16 protein-coding genes and 1 tRNA gene are annotated in these 18,189 nt (G+C 47.9%); 14 read left to right on the top strand and 3 right to left on the bottom strand.

The genetic code is table 11. The annotated features are described in order from the left end of the window. Nucleotides 1–12 precede the first annotated feature (12 nt). From feoB to C4B57_07615, 3 genes are all read right to left on the bottom strand, one after another. Nucleotides 13–2,193, bottom strand: a complete 2,181-nt coding sequence (gene feoB, locus C4B57_07625; GenBank protein ID PXF54328.1) for a ferrous iron transport protein B — start codon at nucleotides 2,191–2,193, stop codon at nucleotides 13–15. A 10-nt stretch (nucleotides 2,194–2,203) separates the two neighbouring features. Beyond that, nucleotides 2,204–2,431 (bottom strand): FeoA family protein, encoded by a 228-nt coding sequence (locus C4B57_07620; protein PXF54327.1) that lies wholly within the window; start codon nucleotides 2,429–2,431, stop codon nucleotides 2,204–2,206. A gap of 590 nt (nucleotides 2,432–3,021) precedes the next feature. Beyond that, a complete protein-coding gene (locus C4B57_07615) occupies nucleotides 3,022–3,840 on the bottom strand; it encodes a hypothetical protein (protein PXF54326.1) in 819 nt (272 codons plus the stop codon). Between the two features lie 222 nt (nucleotides 3,841–4,062). Here C4B57_07615 and C4B57_07610 point away from each other — a divergent pair, with 222 nt between their 5' ends. The 14 genes from C4B57_07610 to C4B57_07545 all read left to right on the top strand — a co-directional run bounded on the left by C4B57_07610 (nucleotide 4,063) and on the right by C4B57_07545 (nucleotide 18,152). After that, entirely contained in the window at nucleotides 4,063–5,856 is a 1,794-nt protein-coding gene (locus tag C4B57_07610; protein PXF54325.1) for a hypothetical protein, read from the top strand. Nucleotides 5,857–5,862: 6 nt separating this feature from the next. Next, a complete protein-coding gene (locus tag C4B57_07605) occupies nucleotides 5,863–6,081 on the top strand; it encodes a hypothetical protein (GenBank protein ID PXF54324.1) in 219 nt (72 codons plus the stop codon). A gap of 90 nt (nucleotides 6,082–6,171) precedes the next feature. Further along, nucleotides 6,172–6,247, top strand: a tRNA-Gly gene (locus C4B57_07600). 153 nt (nucleotides 6,248–6,400) lie between these two features. Beyond that, nucleotides 6,401–6,874 carry a ribosome maturation factor RimP gene (locus tag C4B57_07595; GenBank protein PXF54323.1) on the top strand — a complete coding sequence of 158 codons (474 nt, stop codon included), beginning with the start codon at nucleotides 6,401–6,403 and terminating at the stop codon, nucleotides 6,872–6,874. Nucleotides 6,875–6,918: 44 nt separating this feature from the next. Further along, on the top strand, nucleotides 6,919–8,235 hold the full coding sequence (locus C4B57_07590; protein ID PXF54322.1) for a transcription termination/antitermination protein NusA: 1,317 nt from the start codon (nucleotides 6,919–6,921) through the stop codon (nucleotides 8,233–8,235). A gap of 66 nt (nucleotides 8,236–8,301) precedes the next feature. After that, nucleotides 8,302–11,085, top strand: coding sequence for a translation initiation factor IF-2 (locus C4B57_07585; GenBank protein ID PXF54321.1), 2,784 nt, complete (start codon nucleotides 8,302–8,304; stop codon nucleotides 11,083–11,085). Further along, on the top strand, nucleotides 11,063–11,416 hold the full coding sequence (locus C4B57_07580) for a hypothetical protein (GenBank protein ID PXF54320.1): 354 nt from the start codon (nucleotides 11,063–11,065) through the stop codon (nucleotides 11,414–11,416). The genes C4B57_07585 and C4B57_07580 overlap by 23 nt, the downstream gene beginning before the upstream one ends. Nucleotides 11,417–11,648: 232 nt before the next feature. Further along, nucleotides 11,649–11,942, top strand: coding sequence for a DUF503 domain-containing protein (locus tag C4B57_07575; GenBank protein PXF54319.1), 294 nt, complete (start codon nucleotides 11,649–11,651; stop codon nucleotides 11,940–11,942). A 15-nt stretch (nucleotides 11,943–11,957) separates the two neighbouring features. Further along, the gene (locus tag C4B57_07570; GenBank protein ID PXF54318.1) at nucleotides 11,958–12,326 is read left to right on the top strand and encodes a 30S ribosome-binding factor RbfA; all 369 of its coding nucleotides are present in this window, start codon (nucleotides 11,958–11,960) and stop codon (nucleotides 12,324–12,326) included. After that, complete coding sequence (locus tag C4B57_07565; GenBank protein ID PXF54317.1) at nucleotides 12,323–13,378, top strand: hypothetical protein; 1,056 nt, start codon at nucleotides 12,323–12,325, stop codon at nucleotides 13,376–13,378. The genes C4B57_07570 and C4B57_07565 overlap by 4 nt, the downstream gene beginning before the upstream one ends. Continuing rightward, nucleotides 13,341–14,363 (top strand): tRNA pseudouridine(55) synthase TruB, encoded by a 1,023-nt coding sequence (truB, locus tag C4B57_07560; protein ID PXF54316.1) that lies wholly within the window; start codon nucleotides 13,341–13,343, stop codon nucleotides 14,361–14,363. The genes C4B57_07565 and truB overlap by 38 nt, the downstream gene beginning before the upstream one ends. A 43-nt stretch (nucleotides 14,364–14,406) precedes the next feature. Continuing rightward, nucleotides 14,407–14,676: a 30S ribosomal protein S15 gene (locus C4B57_07555; protein ID PXF54315.1), complete on the top strand. Its 270-nt coding sequence runs from the start codon at nucleotides 14,407–14,409 to the stop codon at nucleotides 14,674–14,676. 93 nt (nucleotides 14,677–14,769) lie between these two features. Next, on the top strand, nucleotides 14,770–16,869 hold the full coding sequence (gene pnp, locus C4B57_07550; protein PXF54314.1) for a polyribonucleotide nucleotidyltransferase: 2,100 nt from the start codon (nucleotides 14,770–14,772) through the stop codon (nucleotides 16,867–16,869). After that, nucleotides 16,866–18,152, top strand: coding sequence for a peptidase M16 (locus C4B57_07545; protein PXF54313.1), 1,287 nt, complete (start codon nucleotides 16,866–16,868; stop codon nucleotides 18,150–18,152). Before pnp ends, C4B57_07545 begins: the two co-directional genes overlap by 4 nt. The last annotated feature ends 37 nt before the right edge of the window (nucleotides 18,153–18,189 follow it).

The following is an 18,189-nucleotide window of genomic DNA, read 5'->3' as shown; positions in this document are numbered from 1 at the left end:
GAAAATCGGTGCTTATCCAAAACCTATGGCCTTTCCCGCCTGATAGACACAAAAGGCCGTCACCCATGCTAATGAGGTATTGTATGTAATGCTGAAAAGAGTCCACTTAAGGGAGCCGGTTTCCTGGTTAATGGTTGCTATTGTTGCAACGCACGGCAGATATAAAAGCACAAAGATCATCATTGCCAGGGCACTGAGTGGCGTCATGCCGGATGATAAAAGCGCGTTCTTAAGATTATCCGTTCCTTCTTCTTCAGATAAATAGAGTACACCCAAGGTGCTTACAACGATTTCTTTGGCAACAAAACCGGTAAGAAGGGCCACGCTGCCACGCCAGTCTATGCCTATGGGAGCAAATATGGGGGCAAGAGCCTTCCCGATGCGCCCCATAAAAGATTTTTCCACTTTTTCTGATCTTTGGGACATTAAAAGCTTTGCAACGGCAGCATCTCGTTCCTTCTCAAGCCGCTGCCCGGCAGATCCACTGGCAGATGCAGTTTTGGCCCTATAGAAAGCATCGACCTTATTGATTTCAGCATCATAATCGCAAGAATATTCTATGTTTCGGGGAAACGATGAAAGTGCCCACACTACAACGGAACCGACAAGTATCACGCCCCCCATTTTTTTGAGAAACATCTTGCCGCGGTCCCACATGTGAATTATCAGGCTTTTTATCATTGGGGCCCTGTATGGAGGCAGTTCCATGACAAACGGGGCATCGGCTCCCCTCAGGAGGGTAGAACGAAATAGGCGGCCTGTTATAACGGAAAAGACAATACCGGCAAGGTAAATGGAAAAAATAACAGTTCCGGCTCTGGCATTAAAGAAAGTGCCTGCAAGTAAAATATAAATCGGCAGCTTGGCCGAGCAGGACATAAAGGGAGTAATAAGTATAGTAAGAACGCGGTCTTTTCTGCTTTCAAGAGTACGGGTAGTCATGATGGCAGGGACACTGCAGCCGAATCCCATAAGCATGGGTATAAAAGATTTACCATGGAGCCCGATAAGATGCATTATCCTATCCATAAGAAAAGCTGCCCTTGACATATATCCCGTGTCTTCAAAGAGCGCTATACAGAAGAAAAGTATCAGTATGTTCGGCAAAAAGACTATAACGCTTCCCACTCCTGCAATTATCCCGTCTAAAAGGAGATCTTTGATGAGGCCGTCCGGGAGAAGACCGCCTAATGATGTTGAAAGCAAGTTGATACCGCTATCCAACCACTGCATTGGATAGTCTCCAACTGAAAAGGTTAACTGGAACATGAGCCAGATAAAGAAGATAAAAATCGGAAATCCTAAAAACCGGTTTGTCAGCACGAGATCTATGTTTCGGGATATGTCGACGCGCTGCTTTGCAGAGGTTGTAACCACTTCCTTTATGATTCCTGCTATAAAGCCGTACCGCTCATCCGTCATTACTATTTCCGGATCGTCGTTGAAGCGGCTCGCAAGATGCGTGCGTTGTGATTGGATTTCCTGAAGTAAATCTTGACTCTTATCCCCTGCCCTTTGGAGAATACGTTCCTTTACGATCTTGTCATTTTCAAGGAGCTTTATTGCCGTCCACCTCATATTGTAAGGCAGTGGTTTCTGTATTCGGCTATCGAGAAAACCGCGGAGCTTCGAGATGGATTCTTCAATATCCCTGTTATATCTTACTTTACGCTCTCCCCTTGTATCTACCTTTGATTCCGCAAGTTCTACGGCCTTTTTCAGAAGTGTATCTATGCCCTGGTTTCTGTTTCCGACCGTAAATACTACTGGCAGATCTAAGAGCTCAGAGAGTTTTTCCGCATTGATTTTGATCCCGCGCGAACTCGCAATATCGGCCATGTTGAGGGCGAATAAGACCTTGCAATCTATTTCCCTCAACTGGGTTGCAAGATAAAGGCTCCGTTCCAGGTTGGAGGAATCGATTATATCGATTACAACATCCGGGGATTTTTCAAGAACAAAATCCCGTGCAATGATCTCCTCCATGGAAAAAGGCGTTAAGCTGTAAGTTCCGGGAAGGTCGATGATCCTGAGCTCATATCCGTATCTGTTAATAATCCCCTCTTTCTTTTCAACTGTTACACCCGGCCAGTTCCCGACCTTTTGCCTGCTGCCTGTAATATTGTTGAATATTGTCGTCTTGCCTGAATTGGGATTGCCCGCAAGGGCGATCGTAAGGCTTTTTTGATGCATCAAGACGTTCCTATTTCACGTTATCGACTGTTATTTGCGCAGCTTCTTCAACCCTAAGTGACAGATGACAGCCTTTGACTATCATTTCAAGGGGATCTTTCAGGGGTGCATATTTTTCTATGTAAATCTCCGTACCCTTAAGAATACCCATCTCAAGTATCCTTTTGCGCAGGACACCGTTTCCACCTATTCGGGCAATTATTCCGGCCTGGCCTTCTTTCATTTCGCTTAACAGCATAGAAACTACCTCGATTCGTGATGATTCCCTCTGTCTGTTCCAACCTGGCGGGACTTGGGGGGTCCGCTACAAAACTTTTTATAATTAACATATTTATTTAACAAATTCGACAGCCTCGTTTATTTTTTATGACTATTGAGTTAGCTCCGCATCATATGCTAATTGTAACGGATTATTGGGTAATCAAAGACTATATATCAAAGCGGAGCTAACTCAATAGCATATTATTTTTTTGGGCGAGAGAGATCATCTTCGCAGTCGGGCATGGTCAGTGGAGGCTGCAATCATACGAATACGGCCACAACAATATTGTCCGTAGGGGGGGACTTTCATCAGGTGTTTCAGGGCTATTTCGATTGTAAATATCCGGTGAACCCGAGGTCCACTGTGCCTTGCATTTGTCATCCGTGCCCTGCCGCGGAAGCGGTTTGCCTTTTTACGGGGTTTTGGGTAGCGGGCCGGATTGCACTGCCTCTCCGGTCTGCGATGAGTGAGCTTTGAAACCCGGAAAAAGGTGACCATTCCAAGGCAGGATATAACTGGTTCACCGAATATTTACTTTCGATTTATATGAAGCCGGTGTGTGCCGGCTATTCAACAGCCGGTTGTTTTTCATTTGGTATAAGGCAGGTAGCCTTTTGCGGCTCTATTTTCAGCACCCCTCCAATTTGCTCTGCCCTGACCTTTGCCAGGTTGAGAGCCAGGATAAGAAAGAGATCGCCAGAGGACTTCTGTGTATACTCGTTTGCTTCCAGCGGATATCTGCTGAAATCTTGATCCCAGCCAGCCGGAAAGGCATTTCCCGTATGTTCGAATTCTAAAGACCATGTAGCCCCGTTTTTTTGGTATAATGTTAATTTCAGATAACGTTCCTCAGTTTCTCGCATCTGTTTTATGCAGGCATCCAGCAAGCCGTCAATCAAGTCGCGAAGGTATCTTTCATTGATTACGATCAGGGTTGGAGTACCGGGTAGAGACAAATGTTTCTCTATCTGATGCTTGAAAAAGAGGTCTGCATTCCAAAAATCCAGCTCCTCTTCAACCACTTGTCTGAGAATTACAGGTCTCTGCCTGTCTTCCCCATCTTGGCTTCTGTTAGTAATTATGTTGATCATGTTTTCCATATTGGTCAGCGATTCTTCCATCCGCGATAATCGTTTTAATCTCTCTTGAAGGTTGTCTGCGATATTCTTCAGCCGGCTGGCGGCAATGTCCGGCAGGCCGGAGTAATCAGTAAGTTCAATGGCCTTCAGATCCTTTTCGATATCCATTTTTAACATTTCAATGTTCATGGAGAAGATCTGCATAAAGCCATTTAAATTGTGAACGATGCCCTTAGCAAGATGTCCGATCTTGCTGTTTTGAAAGCAGCTATAAAAAAGATGTTCCAGGAACCGGATATTGCCCATTGTTTTTCTATGTTCCTTTGAATGGGTCGGCTTGATTACTTAAATAAAAATTCCTCCGGACCATGATTTTCTGGTGCTCCGGCCTGATCCGCTTTGTCTTTTCAATTAAAATAAACCCCTGCTTGTGAGACTTGTCCGATATGATTATTGTCATTGTTGACTCCATAGTATGTTCTGCTGTTATATACTACTGCTTTATCGGTAAAAAGGAATAAAGACTTGATGGCTATTATTAAACCCCATTCAATTTTAACCCTGCCCCCGGCTGAAGCCGAGGCACTTATAAATGATCTGCCTCTTGCTGAACAGGCCTCTTTGGTCTTGATGGCCCCATGGGAGAGGCGTCAGGAAATAATAATACTGTCCCGGGAGAGCAGGGCCCTTGTGCAGGGATTGCCGGTTGAGGAATTATTCTGGACTGTTAAGGCGGTTGGACCTCAGGATGCTGTTCACATTTTGAATTTAGCAAATGCAGAACAGTTGCAGTTCATTTTCGATCTGGATTGGTGGCATAAGGCTGAACTCTTGCCTGAGAAAATAGCAACGTGGATATTGCTTCTCTTTGAAGCCGGTGAAGATGCGATGGCTTCCTGGCTACAGTGGCTGAAAAAAAAGGATGAGACACTTCTCCCCGCCATTTTGAGGCCGTTTATTCAGGTTTACAAGCGGCCTGATGACATGGATATACAGGAAGCCAAGGACATGCTTCCCCTGTTTACTTTGGATAATGTGTATTTCGTGTCTTTCCAAAAGGATGCATTGCAGCCGATCTGGGACCGTTTTCTCGTGAAGATCCTGGATGTGTCACCCGGTCTGTATAGAGATGTATTGGAGACCATTATCGGTGAGAGTGCTGCCGAAAACCTGGAAAATGCCTTTCGTCTTCGGCGTTCCCGTATAGGAGATTGGGGTCTTCCAGACTATTATGACGCCCTTGATATCTACGCCCCTCTGCGTGGTAATTATGTCAGACAAGTTGAAATTTCCTTCTCCGAAGAAGAAAAATGGCCTGACACCACGCTGCCGGCCTTTGTGCCTACTCTATACATGGGAAGCTATCCGGTCCTCCGAACTGCCATTGAAAAATTGTCAGGTACAAGGATCATGGAAAGAGTTGTTCATGAATGGGCAGGCGCTGCAAACAAGATCCTTATGGTAGATGAAGTTGACCTCGATGATCCTGAAGCTTTGCGTGACTCCCTTTTAAAGGTGGCAGCCCTTCTCAATTTGGGCCTGGAGGTTGCAGGGAGAACGGAAGGCAGGTCCCCGGAGGAGGTCCTGAAGTCAGGTGTGATAGAAGACATAATAAGGCTTGCCAATACCGCGATCAGAAGATTGGCTGCAAAGGCCCGCAGCCTGGTAAGCTCCGGCTTGGTATCCAGGGATTTCCTCCACCTGCCAGAGGCGTGGGCAGATACCTTAAAGGGGCTATTGTCTGAACGTCCCATGTTATGGGACCCGGCCCTGAGCAAATATAGACCATTTTGTGATATGACGGAACTCACCTCGGTGGAAAATCTTATAACCACCGTAGGTGAATGGGCGCTCCTAATGGCCTGTATATTACCTCAGCATGAAAATTGGACACGTGAGATACCCTGGAACTCAACCAACCTGGGGCATCCGAACGAACTTGTTTTGCCCCAGGCCCTTTTGACCGCCCTTGGCCAAAAGACATTGGGTGGAGAATTGAAGGTTTATCCCATTTCGGCTGAGAAACTCAACTACTTGAGAAGCATATGGTTCCCGGATAGCATGATTCCTTCATTCAGTGGGAAAAAGAAATCTTCAGGACCTGATGAACCACCACCAGAGACAATCAGGCGTTGTGTAGAGGCCTTACGACCTGTTGCAAAGCAGACGGGACTTGCGCGCAAAAAGCTCTATTCAATGGTAAAGGAATCCTTGACGCCGCTTTATAAAGAATGGAGAGATTTACCGGAAGACGTATCAATAGATGGCCGTTTTGTCTCTTCCGTTATTGTAAATCTGGAGGACAATCAGATATACGAATGACCTCTCATGGATCATAGTAAATATTCTTATGAACCCGTTATATCCTGCCTTGGAGCGGTTACCTTTTTCTGGGTTTCAAGGCTCACTCATCGCAGACCGGAGAGGCAGTGCAATCCGGCCCGCCACCCAAAACCCCGTAAAAAGGCAAGCCGCTCCTGCGGCAGGGCACGGATGGCAACCGTTCACCGGATATTTATGGATCATAAACGGTTATTGTTGAAATAATGAGCACTTAAATAAAATAGATTTCCGGGCGTTACCTTCTCGAAATTCTTGACATTTTTTATTTTATTCTTAATATAATACAGATTACAGGCGGGTGTAGCTCAGTTGGTAGAGTACAAGCTTCCCAAGCTTGGGGTCGCGGGTTCAAACCCCGTCGCCCGCTCCAACCCTTTTTGAGGTTTGTACCTGCTCATGTTGACATTTAGTCGCATGAGAGGATTTTACTTCAATTAGTGGGGTTTTTTGGCGTTTAAGTAGCAACGTACAAATATCAATAATACTCTGCTAATGAAGTGGGCTTGGCCCACTTTATTTTTTTATGGTGCTTAACAGAAAAAATAGAGACCGACAAGCGGAAGCTGTAAGGGCACTTATTGAACCAGTAGTGGTATATACAGGCATGGAATTGGTTGATGTGGAATATGGCCGCGGGCCTTCAGGCACTGTCCTGAGGCTCACCATAGACAAACCGGATGGAGTGACAGTCGATGATTGCGCGGACATAAGCCGGCTGGTAGGTGACCTTCTGGACGCGAAGGATTTTGTGCCGGGATCATACAATCTGGAGGTATCTTCTTCAGGGATTAATCGACCGCTAAAAAAGAGGGATGATTTTGAACGTTTCGCTGGTCAGAAGGTCTTGATCAAGACCAGAGAACCAATAGATGGCCGTAGAAATTTCAGAGGCATTTTGCATGGGACAAGGGAAAATTTTATAGTTGTTTCCACAGAGAAAACGGTCTTTAATATCCCTTTTGAACTTGTAGCCAAGGCCAGGTTAGACATAATTTAGATCCGTTGATCCAGAAATTGCAAATTTAAGGAATAAAACAAAATATGGGTTCAGAACTCAAGATGATCATAGATCAGGTAAGCAGGGAAAAAGGGTTAGACCGCAATATTCTTATTGCTGCGCTTGAGGAGGCAATCAAATCGGCTGTCAAAAAACGCTATGGTGCCAATCTTGATCTGGAAGTCAATTTTGACGATGTCCGGGGCGAAATTGAGGTATTTCAGTATCGTACAGTAGTAAAAGAAGTCCATGACAAAGAAGCGGAAATTTCTCTGAAAAAGGCCAAAGAGCTTGATTCCAAATGTGAATTGGAAGATTGTATCGGCACCAAAATGGATATTTCAGCCCTGGGGCGAATAGCAGCCCAGTCAGCCAGACAGGTAATCATCCAGAAGATGAAGACTGCTGAAAAGGATCTTATCTATGAGGAATTCAAGGGTCGGGAAGGCGAGGTTGTAAACGGCATTATCCAGCGCTACGAAAGGGGAAATATTATAATCAATCTGGGTCGAACAGAAGCTATCCTGCCTGCATTTGAGCAGATTTCCAGCGAAAGCTACCGCCATGGCGACCGGCTCCGTGCCTTGATAATTGAAGTGAAAGATACGCAAAAAGAACCCCAGATCGTTTTATCCAGGACACATCCGGATTTTCTGGTCAAGCTTTTTGAACTGGAAGTACCGGAAATCTCAGAGGGAATAGTTCACATTATGGGAGTGAGCAGGGAGCCTGGAAGCAGATCCAAGATCGCTGTCAGCGCCAGTGAGTCTGATGTGGACCCCGTAGGAGCTTGTGTGGGTATGCGGGGATCAAGGGTCCAGGCAGTGGTTCAGGAACTCAGGGGCGAAAAGATAGATATAGTACCGTGGAGCCCTGATCCTGCAAAGTATGTTTACAATGCCCTGGCCCCGGCCGAGTGTTCCAGAGTTATAGTGGACGATTCCAACCAGTCATTGGAAGTTATCGTGCCGAATGACCAGCTTTCTCTTGCCATCGGACGGCAAGGGCAAAACGTACGTCTTGCAGCCAAGCTCATGGGTTGGAGAATAGATGTGATAAGTGAGACCCGCTATCAACACTACCAGGATCCTGGTTATCACTCATTATTAAAGATATCTGCTGTAACAGAGAACATAGCGGACAAGATCTATGACCTTGGTGCCACTTCACTCGAGCTTCTTGCCCAGGCTGATCCTGATGAACTCTCGCAGAAGACCAACCTGAGCATGGAGTTGATCAGCTCATTGGTGGAAGAGGCCAAAAAACTGAAGGAAGAGGGAAAAGAGGAGGTCCATGCTGAAGAGGCAGATACCGGGGTGAAGCAGCCGGAAGCGATAGAAGATGAACAGGCCGATCCATGATATATTCATGAGGACCTGAACGGCTCTTTTAAAAGAGTTATATTGCCGGGGGTTTAAAAAAGGGGCATGACTAAAATCAGAGTTCATGAGCTGGCCAAAGAATTCGGGGTAGCCAGTAAAGAGATGGCGGCCAAGATTATTGATCTTGGCTACAACATCAAGAATTATATGAGTACACTTGAGGACTATGAGGCCCGGGATATCCGCCGCAAACTGAGGGGTGAGGCGCATGCGGCGGCAAAGAAAAAGCAGGAGGCCGAGCCAAAAACCACGGTGCGTCTCAGGCACCGGAAAATTATCCTCAAAAAAATCGTTCGTTCAACTGAGACTAAAGGCGAGACTATTGTCGAGGTACAGAGAAAAGAGGCTGAAAAACCAGTTGAGGCAGAACCAGAAACTACTACAGATAAACCGGATAAGGCTGCGGGAACAGAAGAAGAGGTGCAGGGGGCTGCTCCTGTCGCCGGGAAAGAGGAAGAAATTAAGGCCGTGGAGGAAGCCCCGACTATTGAAAGAGAACGGCCAGAAATCGAATCCGGACAGGAGGTAACCGGAACTGCATCAGGATCAGATAAAGAATCTGTACCTGAAAAACAGCCTGCTCTGCCCGAGACCACCCATAAACCCAAGACTGTAAAAAAGACCAGGGCTGATAAACCCGAAAGCTTTGTAAAGATCCTCGATCTGCCGAGGATTAAAATCTCCCGTCAAAAAAACGATAAACCAGAAAGCCATGCTCGCCGGACCACATTACCTCTCCATCCGGATGAACTCTCTAAGGAACCGCCGGTTCCCTTAATTGATATCTCTGCAGTTCCTGAAAAAAAAAGCAAAAAGAAGGGCAAGAGAGTAGTCCAGATGTCGGAGTTGGAAAAGCCGCTCAAAAAACGCCGGGTTACTCCGAAGTGGAAGGAAAAACAGAAACATATAAACAAAATTCTTGCGGAGGAGATTGATATAACAGTATCCGGCCGGGAAAAAAAGGAAATTTCCAGGGATTACGGCGATTCAGCACAAAAGGAGGAAGTTGTCCTTAAGCCCAGTACCGCCCCTCCCAAGGCAGGCAAACGAAGGTTTGCCATATACGAGACTATTCAGGTGGGTGAGCTTGCCAAGCGGATGGGCGTCAGGGCGGGAGACGTCATAATGAAGCTCATGGACCTGGGCGTAATGGCCACAGTTAATCAGTCTGTCGATTACGACGTAGCCAGCATCGTGGCCTCTGGGTTTGACTATGAACTGGAGAAGAAGTCTGTGGCTGAGGACCTGGTCCACACAGAGGATGTCCGGGAGGGCGAGCCTGTGCCAAGACCCCCTGTGGTCACAATCATGGGCCACGTAGATCATGGAAAGACCACGCTCCTGGATGCCATCCGTAAAGCAGATGTGGCTTCAAAGGAGGCAGGCGGCATCACCCAGCATATAGGCGCATATCATGTCACACTTCCCTTTGGTCAGGAGGTAGTCTTTCTGGACACCCCGGGCCATGAATCATTCACAGCCATGAGGGCTCGCGGAGCCAAGGTTACTGATATCGTGATACTGCTGGTAGCGGCGGATGACGGTGTAATGGCCCAGACACATGAGGCCATAGATCACGCCCGGGCAGCCGGGGTCCCTATCATTGTAGCAATCAACAAAATCGACAAGCCGGGGGCTAATCCGGAAAAAGTAAAAAGGCAACTTTCTGAACTGGGATTAGTTCTTGAGGATTGGGGCGGAGAGACCATTTGCATCAACATCTCTGCCAAAGAAAAAACGGGAATAGAAGAACTGCTTGAGATGATGGCCCTCCAGGCCGAGGTGATGGAGCTCAAGGCAGATCCCAAGCGGCCTGCCAGAGGTCACGTGATAGAAGCCAAGCTGGACAGAGGGCGTGGTCCCGTGGCTACCCTTTTGGTCTCAGAAGGTACACTGCATATAGGTGACGCTCTCGTCTGTGGTATACATCACGGCAGAGTGAGGGCCATGCTCAACGACAAGGATGAAAGGATAAAGGCTGCCCGTCCCTCCATGCCAGTGGAAATCCAGGGTCTCTCCGGCGTGCCTGAGCCAGGAAACGAATTCACGGTACTTTCTGACGACAAGAAGGCCAGAGAGGTGGCTGAGTATCGCCAGCGCAAGATAAGAGAGAAGGAACTGCTCAGGAGCAGCAAAGTAAGTCTGGAAAATGTCTTTGAAAGACTCCGGGAGGAGGAACTCAAGGAACTCAATATAGTGCTCAAGGCTGATGTTCAGGGTTCTGTGGAGGCCCTTGCAGAGGCACTGCACAAGCTCAGTACCCAAGAGATAAAGGTAAATTTCGTCAGGAGCGGTATCGGGGCCATCACTGAATCCGACGTCTTGCTGGCATCTGCTTCAAATGCCAGCATCATAGGCTTTAATGTAAAGCCCAGCCCACAGGCAAAGGCCTTAGCTGAACATGAACATGTGGACATCCGCTTCTACGATGTCATTTACCATGCCATTGAGGAAATTAAAGATGCCATGGCAGGTTTGCTTGAACCTGTCTACAGGGAAGAGCCCATGGGACGCGCCGAGGTTCGTGACGTCTTCCACATTGGCAAAGTCGGTACAGTGGCAGGGTGCTATGTGCTGGAAGGCTTGATCAAAAGAAATGCCAAGGCCAGGCTTTTAAGAGACAACGTGGTAACTTATAAAGGCAAGATAGCATCTCTTCGTCGCTTCAAAGAAGACGCGAAAGAAGTCCAGGCCGGGTATGAATGCGGAATAGGCCTTGAAAAGTTCAATGACATAAAGACAGGGGACATAATAGAGACTTATATAATGAGAGAAGAAACCCCTGTCCTCGGAGAATCTATATCTGATGCCAGAGAGAAAGAAATGTGAAAGTAAATATTCTTATGAACCCGTTATATTCTGCCTTGGAGCGGTTACCTTTTTCCGGGTTTCAAAGCTCACTCATCGCAGACCGGAGAGGCAGTGCAATCCGGCCCGCTACCCAAAACCCCGAAAAAAGGCAAACCGCTCCTGCGGCAGGGGGCACGGATGGCAACCGTTCACTGGAGGGGATATTTCTTTGAACAGTTTAACGGAAGCCCCCGTAGTTTTCTCGGCTTTTGCTGTGGGGAAAACTGCATCGCCTGAGCGCAGCGTAAGGCGAATGCAGAGGGGGCAGGACATCCCCCATGTCAAAGGCCTTAAGAAAACAAGGGGCTAAAGTGTGAAGTGAAAAGAAATATCCCCTTCCCGTGAACGGTTTGCGGAATGGACTACGGGTTCACCGGATATTTACATGTGAAATTTGAAATTGGGGAAAACAAAAAGATGCAGATATGTTGCCTAATTTCGAATTTCCAGTTTCAGCATCCGTATTCAATTTGATAATGTACGTTTTTTTGAAGAAAGTGCAAACCAGTGGTAAATATCCGGTGAATGAAGGATGCCGATAAATGGTTGTAGGAATAATCAAGCTCAGGGTAAGAATGCCCGGGAACCATTCGCTGAAAGGGAAACGGCGCGTGGTTAAGAGTTTGATCGGGCAGGTGGGCAGTCGTTTCAATGTGGCTGTGTCAGAAATAGCCATGCACGATGTATGGCAAAATGCAGAGATAGGAATATCAGCGGTAGGAAATAGCCGTCCGGCAATCAACTCTGTACTGGACAAGATCTTGGATTTCATAGAAAAAACTTGTCCGGTAGAGGTTACTGACACAAATATCGAGATTATTCACATGGGAAAATAAGGAGACAAGAGGATCATGCCCCACGGGTTCCCACGTTCCAGAAGAATAGAGGATCTCCTCAGAAAAGAAGTGGCAGACATACTGCTCAGTGAAATCAAGGATCCAAGGGTACATGGATTGGTGACCATAATGCAGGTAAAGGTTTCGGAGGACCTCTGTTACGCAAGATTTTTCGTTTCGGTTCTTGGAAGTGAGTCTGAAAGGGAATCTGTGCTGGAAGGGCTGAATAAGGCTAAAGGCTTCATACGGCAAATTCTGGGACACCGCCTTGACCTGAGGCGGATACCTGAGATCCGCTTTCAACTGGACCGGAGCCTGGATTACCAGGAAAAGATTGAGAGACTCCTTGCCAGTGTGCGAACCGGCCAACAGGTAGAAAATTGAAGACAACTGAGACCGGGGTTTTACCCAAGGATACCAAGAAACTGAAGGCAGTGGTGGATGCTGTCAATGCATCCGATCGTCTGCTTTTGACCTGTCATGTCAAGCCGGATGGAGATGCCCTGGGTTCTTTGTTGGGCCTGGGTCTTGCCCTTAAGGATGCAGGCAGGGATGTGACCCTTTTTGTAGAAGGCCCTGTGCCGAATACACTTCAATTTCTCCCTGGCTCTCAATACCTGGTCAGTGAAGTAGCTAATCCGCTGCCTGAAAATACTACCCTGGTGGTCCTTGATTGCAACGAGCCCGACAGGATGGGAAAGCAGGCACAAAGATTGATAGAGCAGGCCTCAATTATTGTCGTTCTTGATCATCATCTGGGCCAGGCCCAGTTCTGTACCCGGAACCGGGGGAAAAAACACCCTCATTGCATCACTTATATATCTCCAGACATTTTTGCCACCGGTGCCATAGTCATGCGGATCATCAAAGGACTTGGATGGCCCATAACAGAAGACATCTCCACTAATCTCTATGCCGCCATACTGTCGGACACAGGATGTTTCCGTCACAGCAATACCGACGAGACAGCTTTCCGGATGGCTGGCGATCTCGTGGCACACGGCGCAAATCCCTATGCCGTTGCAAGCAAGCTTTATCAGAATTATTCTTTGCACAGGCAACGCCTTTTAGGTCTTGTATTAAGGACCCTCGAAGTAAAGGGACATGGCAAGATAGGACTTCTCCAGGCCACTCCGGAGATGTTTCGTATCTGCGGTGCAACAGAGTACGACACAGAGGATTTTGTAGGACATGTCCGGTGCATAGATACAGTAGAAGTTGCCATTTTCATAAAAGAGGTCCATGCCGGGCAGGTATCTGTCAGCATGCGGTCAAAGTCGTTCTTTAATGTAGCAGAACTGGCCAAGGAATTCGGAGGCGGAGGGCACTTTCATGCAGCAGGTTTCCGTAAGACCGGGACAGCAGCCGAGATCAGAGAGGTCCTGTTGAAAAAAATAAATGCCTGTTTTGAGGACTCGGAAACGGCCGATGCGTGATGGCATCCTGGTAATGGACAAGCCATCCGGCATGACTTCCTTCCAAATGGTTCAGGAAGTTCGCAAGAGGTTTAAGGTCAAAAAAGCCGGACATGCGGGTACCCTTGATCCGCTTGCCACAGGTGTATTGCCCATATGCCTGGGACGTGCAACAAAGATCGTCCGGTTCATTATGGCGGGTCACAAGGTATATCAGGGGACCATGCTTCTGGGAGTGACTACCGATACTTACGATGCAGCAGGAAGGGTCACGGAACAAAGGCCCTTACCTTCGGACCTTGATCTGGTCTCTTTGCAAAACGCAGCCAAAAAATTTACGGGCAGGCTTTTCCAGCCGCCTCCACCATTCTCTGCAGCCAAGCATAAAGGAAGACCGTTATACAAATTCGCGCGTCAGGGAATAATGGTCCAAAAGGAATCCAGGCCGGTGCAGGTATTCTCGTTCGAGATCCTTGAAATGAGGCTGCCAGAGGTGGACTTCAGAGTGCACTGCTCAAAAGGTACCTATGTAAGGTCACTTGTAAATGAGCTCGGATCTGATCTGGGCTGTGGTGCTCATGTAAAGGGCCTGCAAAGGATTCGAAGCGGGCCTTTTGACATAGGGCAGGCATTGAAAATTGAGACCCTTGATGAAATTCTTGAAAGCAAAGGACCTTCAGGGGTTCTTATTCCTGTTGAAAAGGCACTGGCCCACATCCCTGCCATTGAGATAGATATTGATATGGCAGCGGATTTAAGGAATGGACGTCCGATTTTAGTGAGCAGGCTCAGAGAGCTGATGGAGTCGCAAGACCATGAGTCAGATCCGGAATTGCCTTATCTGCGGCTTCTTCTTTGCAGGGCGCCTTTCTCAAAGAATGGTTCAGGATCTCAGGGAAAAGATTTGGTGTCTGTAGTGACATGGCCCACAGTGCTGAAAACGGATAACCATAAGATCCTGCGCCCTATAAAAATTTGGCCCGGGAAATGTGCTGTTGCAGATTAGAATCAGAGATCAAATAGTAATTTGGTGAAGGAGGAAGAGACAGGTGGTTTTGAATCCGGAACGTAAGAGAGAGATAATAGAAAGTTTCCAGACCCACGAAACCGACACCGGTTCCCCCGAGGTCCAGATAGCCCTGTTGAGTGCCCGCATCGGCTATCTGACCGAGCACTTCAAGATCCACAAAAAGGATCATGCCTCAAGACACGGCCTGTTAAAACTTGTGGGCCAGAGAAGGAGAATGCTCGATTACCTCAAGAACCGGGATGTGGGGCGGTACAGGAAAGTTATAAAGGAATTGGGAATCCGCAAGTGATACGATTTAACTATTTATGCTCCCTGGAAGCCGGCAGGCTGGGAGTATGAACTCAGAGGGGTTTTGCCCCAATTGGAGTAAAGTTTGATTGAGATGATAAAATTAAAGACACAGATAAATGACATGACCTTCTCCCTTGAGACGGGACGTCTGGCCAAGCAGGCCAACGGTGCCATTTTGGCCAGAATGGGGGAAACCGTAGTCCTGGTGACAGCGGTGACCTCTGGTAAAGTGCGGGAGGGAGTGGACTACCTGCCACTCATGGTAGACTATCAGGAGATGTTCTACGGGTCAGGCCGCATTCCCGGGAATTATTTCCGCAGGGAGATCGGAAGACCCAGTGAAAAAGAAACTCTCACCTCACGGCTGATAGATCGTCCGCTTCGGCCCAGATTTCCCGATGGATACGCGTTCGATACCCAGATAATAGCAACGGTGCTTTCCGTGGATACAGAGATCGATCCCGATGTAGTTGCCATTACCGCGGCATCCGCGGCCCTTTGTATCTCAGACATACCATTTGATGGTCCTATTGCCGGCGTGAGAGTAGGAAGGGTGGAAGGCAAATTAATAGCCAATCCCACCAGGACCCAGTTATCGAATTCTGATTTTAACGTCATTGTTGCAGGTACGAGAAGCGCGATAATCATGGTAGAGGGTTGGGCAGCAGTGCTTTCAGAACAGGAAGTGCTGGACGCGATTTTTTTCGGTCATGAATCACTGACGCCATTGTTCGATCTCCAGGATGAGCTCGTTGAAAAGGCAGGTAAACCCAAGATGACTGTCCCTGAACCCGATTCGGACCCCGAGCTTATAAAAAGGGTCAGGGAATCCGCCAGGGAGAGGATGCTTGCAGCCATACAGATACCTTCCAAAATCGAACGAAACAAGGAAATAAAGCGCCTTAAAACAGAGGTTCAGGAGGCGTTGGGTGCTGACCATCCCGGTCGTGAGCATGAGATATCAGAGTGCCTGAAAGACCTTGAAAAGGAGCTGATGCGTACTTTGATCATAAAAGAAAAGCGCCGGATTGACGGCAGGACTTTTGAAGAAGTCAGGCCGATTTCCTGCTCTGTGGGAGAACTCCCCCGTACCCACGGCTCAGCGGTCTTCACCCGCGGAGAAACCCAGGTGCTGGCTGTGGCAACCCTTGGCAGTTCTGAAGACGAGCAGAGGATTGAATCCCCTGCAGGACAACGTTATAAACACTTCATGCTGCACTATAATTTTACTCCGTACAGCGTAGGCGAAGTCAGGCCGCTAAGGGGTCCGGCACGAAGAGATATCGGCCATGGCGTGCTGGCGGAACGGGCACTGGCCGGAGTAGTACCTCCTGCGGACGATTTTCCATATACTATTCGAATTGTCTCAGATGTCCTGGAATCCAACGGCTCATCTTCCATGGCTACCGTTTGCGGCGGGGCGCTTGCCATGATGGATGCCGGCATCCCTGTTCGAGATATGGTGGCAGGGGTGGCCATGGGCCTTATAAAAGAGAATAGGAATGTCATCATACTCTCTGATATCCTGGGGGATGAAGACCACATGGGCGATATGGATTTCAAGGTCGCGGGGACAGAGGAAGGAATTACCGCCCTGCAGATGGATATCAAGATTTCAGGGATAAGCCGGGATATTTTGAGCAGGGCGCTTATACAGGCAAAAGATGCAAGGCTCTATATCCTGGACAAGATGAGAAAAGTGATAGATCACCCCAGAAAAGACCTTTCACCATATGCACCTAAGATCATCACCCTCAATATCAATCCGGAAAAGATCCGGGATCTTATTGGCCCGGGCGGAAAGCATATACGGGGCATAATAGCAGAAACCGGCGTAAAGATAGACGTTGATGATTCAGGCGAGGTGAACATCTTTTCCTCTTCAGAGGAGGCGGCAGAAGATGCCATAAAAAGGATCAAGGACCTCACAAAAGAGGCCGAGGTCGGAGATATCTATCTCGGGACCGTAAAAAAGATCATGGACTTCGGGGCCTTTGTTGAGATATTGCCGGGCTGTGACGGTCTGGTGCATATTTCTCAACTGGAGAACAGGCATGTGAAAAATGTAAAGGATATACTTTCCGAAGGCGACGAAGTCCTTGTAAAAGTCATAGGTATAGATCAACAAGGCAGGATCAAGCTCAGCCGCAAGGCTGCCATGGATGAGCAGGGAGCTGCTGTTCAAAAGTGAAGCAGCAATACAATAAATCCGTCCTTCCAAACGGCATTCGCGTGCTTACTGAGCGCATACCCAATGTCCGCTCGGTATCAGTCGGTGTGTGGGTTATTGTAGGCGCCAGGGATGAGGATGCCAGTAACTCGGGCATTTCCCACTTTATCGAGCATATGATTTTTAAGGGGACTGAACGGCGTACCGCCCTGGACATCGCCAAGGCCTTTGACCAGATGGGCGGCTTTTCCAATGCCTTTACCTCCAAAGAGATCACCTGCTTCCATGCAAAGGTAATGGATATCCATCTGGACAGGCTGCTGGATTTATTCTCTGATATTTTTCTCCGTTCCAGATTTGACGACAAGGAGATGGAAAGAGAACGTCAGGTCATAATACAAGAGATCGGTATGCTTGAAGACTCTCCGGATGAGTTGATTCACGAACTTTTTAACAGATTTTACTGGCCCGGAAGCAGCCTTGCGCAATCCATTCTCGGTACTGTTGACAGTGTCAGCGCAATAAGGCCACAGACCTTGAAGGAGTTTGTGAGTAATGCCTATGTAGGTCCAAAGGTCCTGGTCGCTGCAGCAGGCAACCTGGAACACGAGCCTTTTGTTGCCAAGATAAGCGAACTTTTTGGAGACCTGGCGTCTATCAATGGCCGTTCATCTCGCTCTAGGGCGGTACCTCACCTCGGGGTCAAATTTTACCAAAGGGACCTGGAACAGCTTCACGTACTGATGGGTTATGAAGGGCCGAGCTCCTCAGACCCCCAACGCTATCCCTCTCTGTTGCTTAACGTAATCCTCGGCGGATCCATGAGTTCCCGGCTGTTTCAGGAGATAAGAGAAAAGCGGGGACTTGCCTACTCAGTCTATTCCTTTTTCTCTTCGTTTCAGGATACCGGGATGCTGGGAATTTATGCAGGCATCTCTGCCAAACAGCTTTCAGATGTGGTTGAGTTAATGCACGGAGAGCTAAAAAAGCTCGCGGATCAATCTGTTGAATACGATGAGATGGAAGCCGCCAGGGATCACGTCAAGGGTGGATTGCTGCTCTCTGCGGAAAGCACGGACAGCCGCATGACGCTTCTGGCAAAAAATGAAATAAATCTGGGCCAATTCGTCTCCTATGATGAAATAATCCGCAAAATTAATGCAGTTACTCCTGAGGAAATAAAGCAGATGGCAACGCGGTGCCTGGAAAAAGGTCCTGCCCTGGTTTGTTTAGGGCCGGTCCCGGATGAAGAGGCCGGGAGGTCTGAGGAGTTGACAAATTCTTTGCGGACAGTTCGTGAGTAATATGTGATAGAATCTCTGTCCATCAGATCACTGGAAG

The sequence above is a fragment of the Deltaproteobacteria bacterium genome (genome assembly GCA_003194485.1).
Lineage (GTDB): Bacteria > Desulfobacterota > Dissulfuribacteria > Dissulfuribacterales > UBA3076 > UBA3076.
This window is presented reverse-complemented; position numbering and strand designations above follow the sequence as displayed.

Coding starts and splice junctions, on each gene's coding strand:
- C4B57_07570 (PXF54318.1), top strand. CDS start 11,958: ATGCCCCACGGGTTCCCACGTTCCAGAAGAATAGAGGATCTCCTCAGA.
- feoB (PXF54328.1), bottom strand. CDS start 2,193: ATGCATCAAAAAAGCCTTACGATCGCCCTTGCGGGCAATCCCAATTCA.
- C4B57_07595 (PXF54323.1), top strand. CDS start 6,401: ATGGTGCTTAACAGAAAAAATAGAGACCGACAAGCGGAAGCTGTAAGG.
- C4B57_07615 (PXF54326.1), bottom strand. CDS start 3,840: ATGGGCAATATCCGGTTCCTGGAACATCTTTTTTATAGCTGCTTTCAA.
- pnp (PXF54314.1), top strand. CDS start 14,770: ATGATAAAATTAAAGACACAGATAAATGACATGACCTTCTCCCTTGAG.
- C4B57_07575 (PXF54319.1), top strand. CDS start 11,649: ATGGTTGTAGGAATAATCAAGCTCAGGGTAAGAATGCCCGGGAACCAT.
- C4B57_07590 (PXF54322.1), top strand. CDS start 6,919: ATGGGTTCAGAACTCAAGATGATCATAGATCAGGTAAGCAGGGAAAAA.
- C4B57_07585 (PXF54321.1), top strand. CDS start 8,302: ATGACTAAAATCAGAGTTCATGAGCTGGCCAAAGAATTCGGGGTAGCC.
- C4B57_07605 (PXF54324.1), top strand. CDS start 5,863: ATGGATCATAGTAAATATTCTTATGAACCCGTTATATCCTGCCTTGGA.
- C4B57_07610 (PXF54325.1), top strand. CDS start 4,063: ATGGCTATTATTAAACCCCATTCAATTTTAACCCTGCCCCCGGCTGAA.
- C4B57_07620 (PXF54327.1), bottom strand. CDS start 2,431: ATGCTGTTAAGCGAAATGAAAGAAGGCCAGGCCGGAATAATTGCCCGA.
- truB (PXF54316.1), top strand. CDS start 13,341: ATGCCTGTTTTGAGGACTCGGAAACGGCCGATGCGTGATGGCATCCTG.
- C4B57_07580 (PXF54320.1), top strand. CDS start 11,063: ATGCCAGAGAGAAAGAAATGTGAAAGTAAATATTCTTATGAACCCGTT.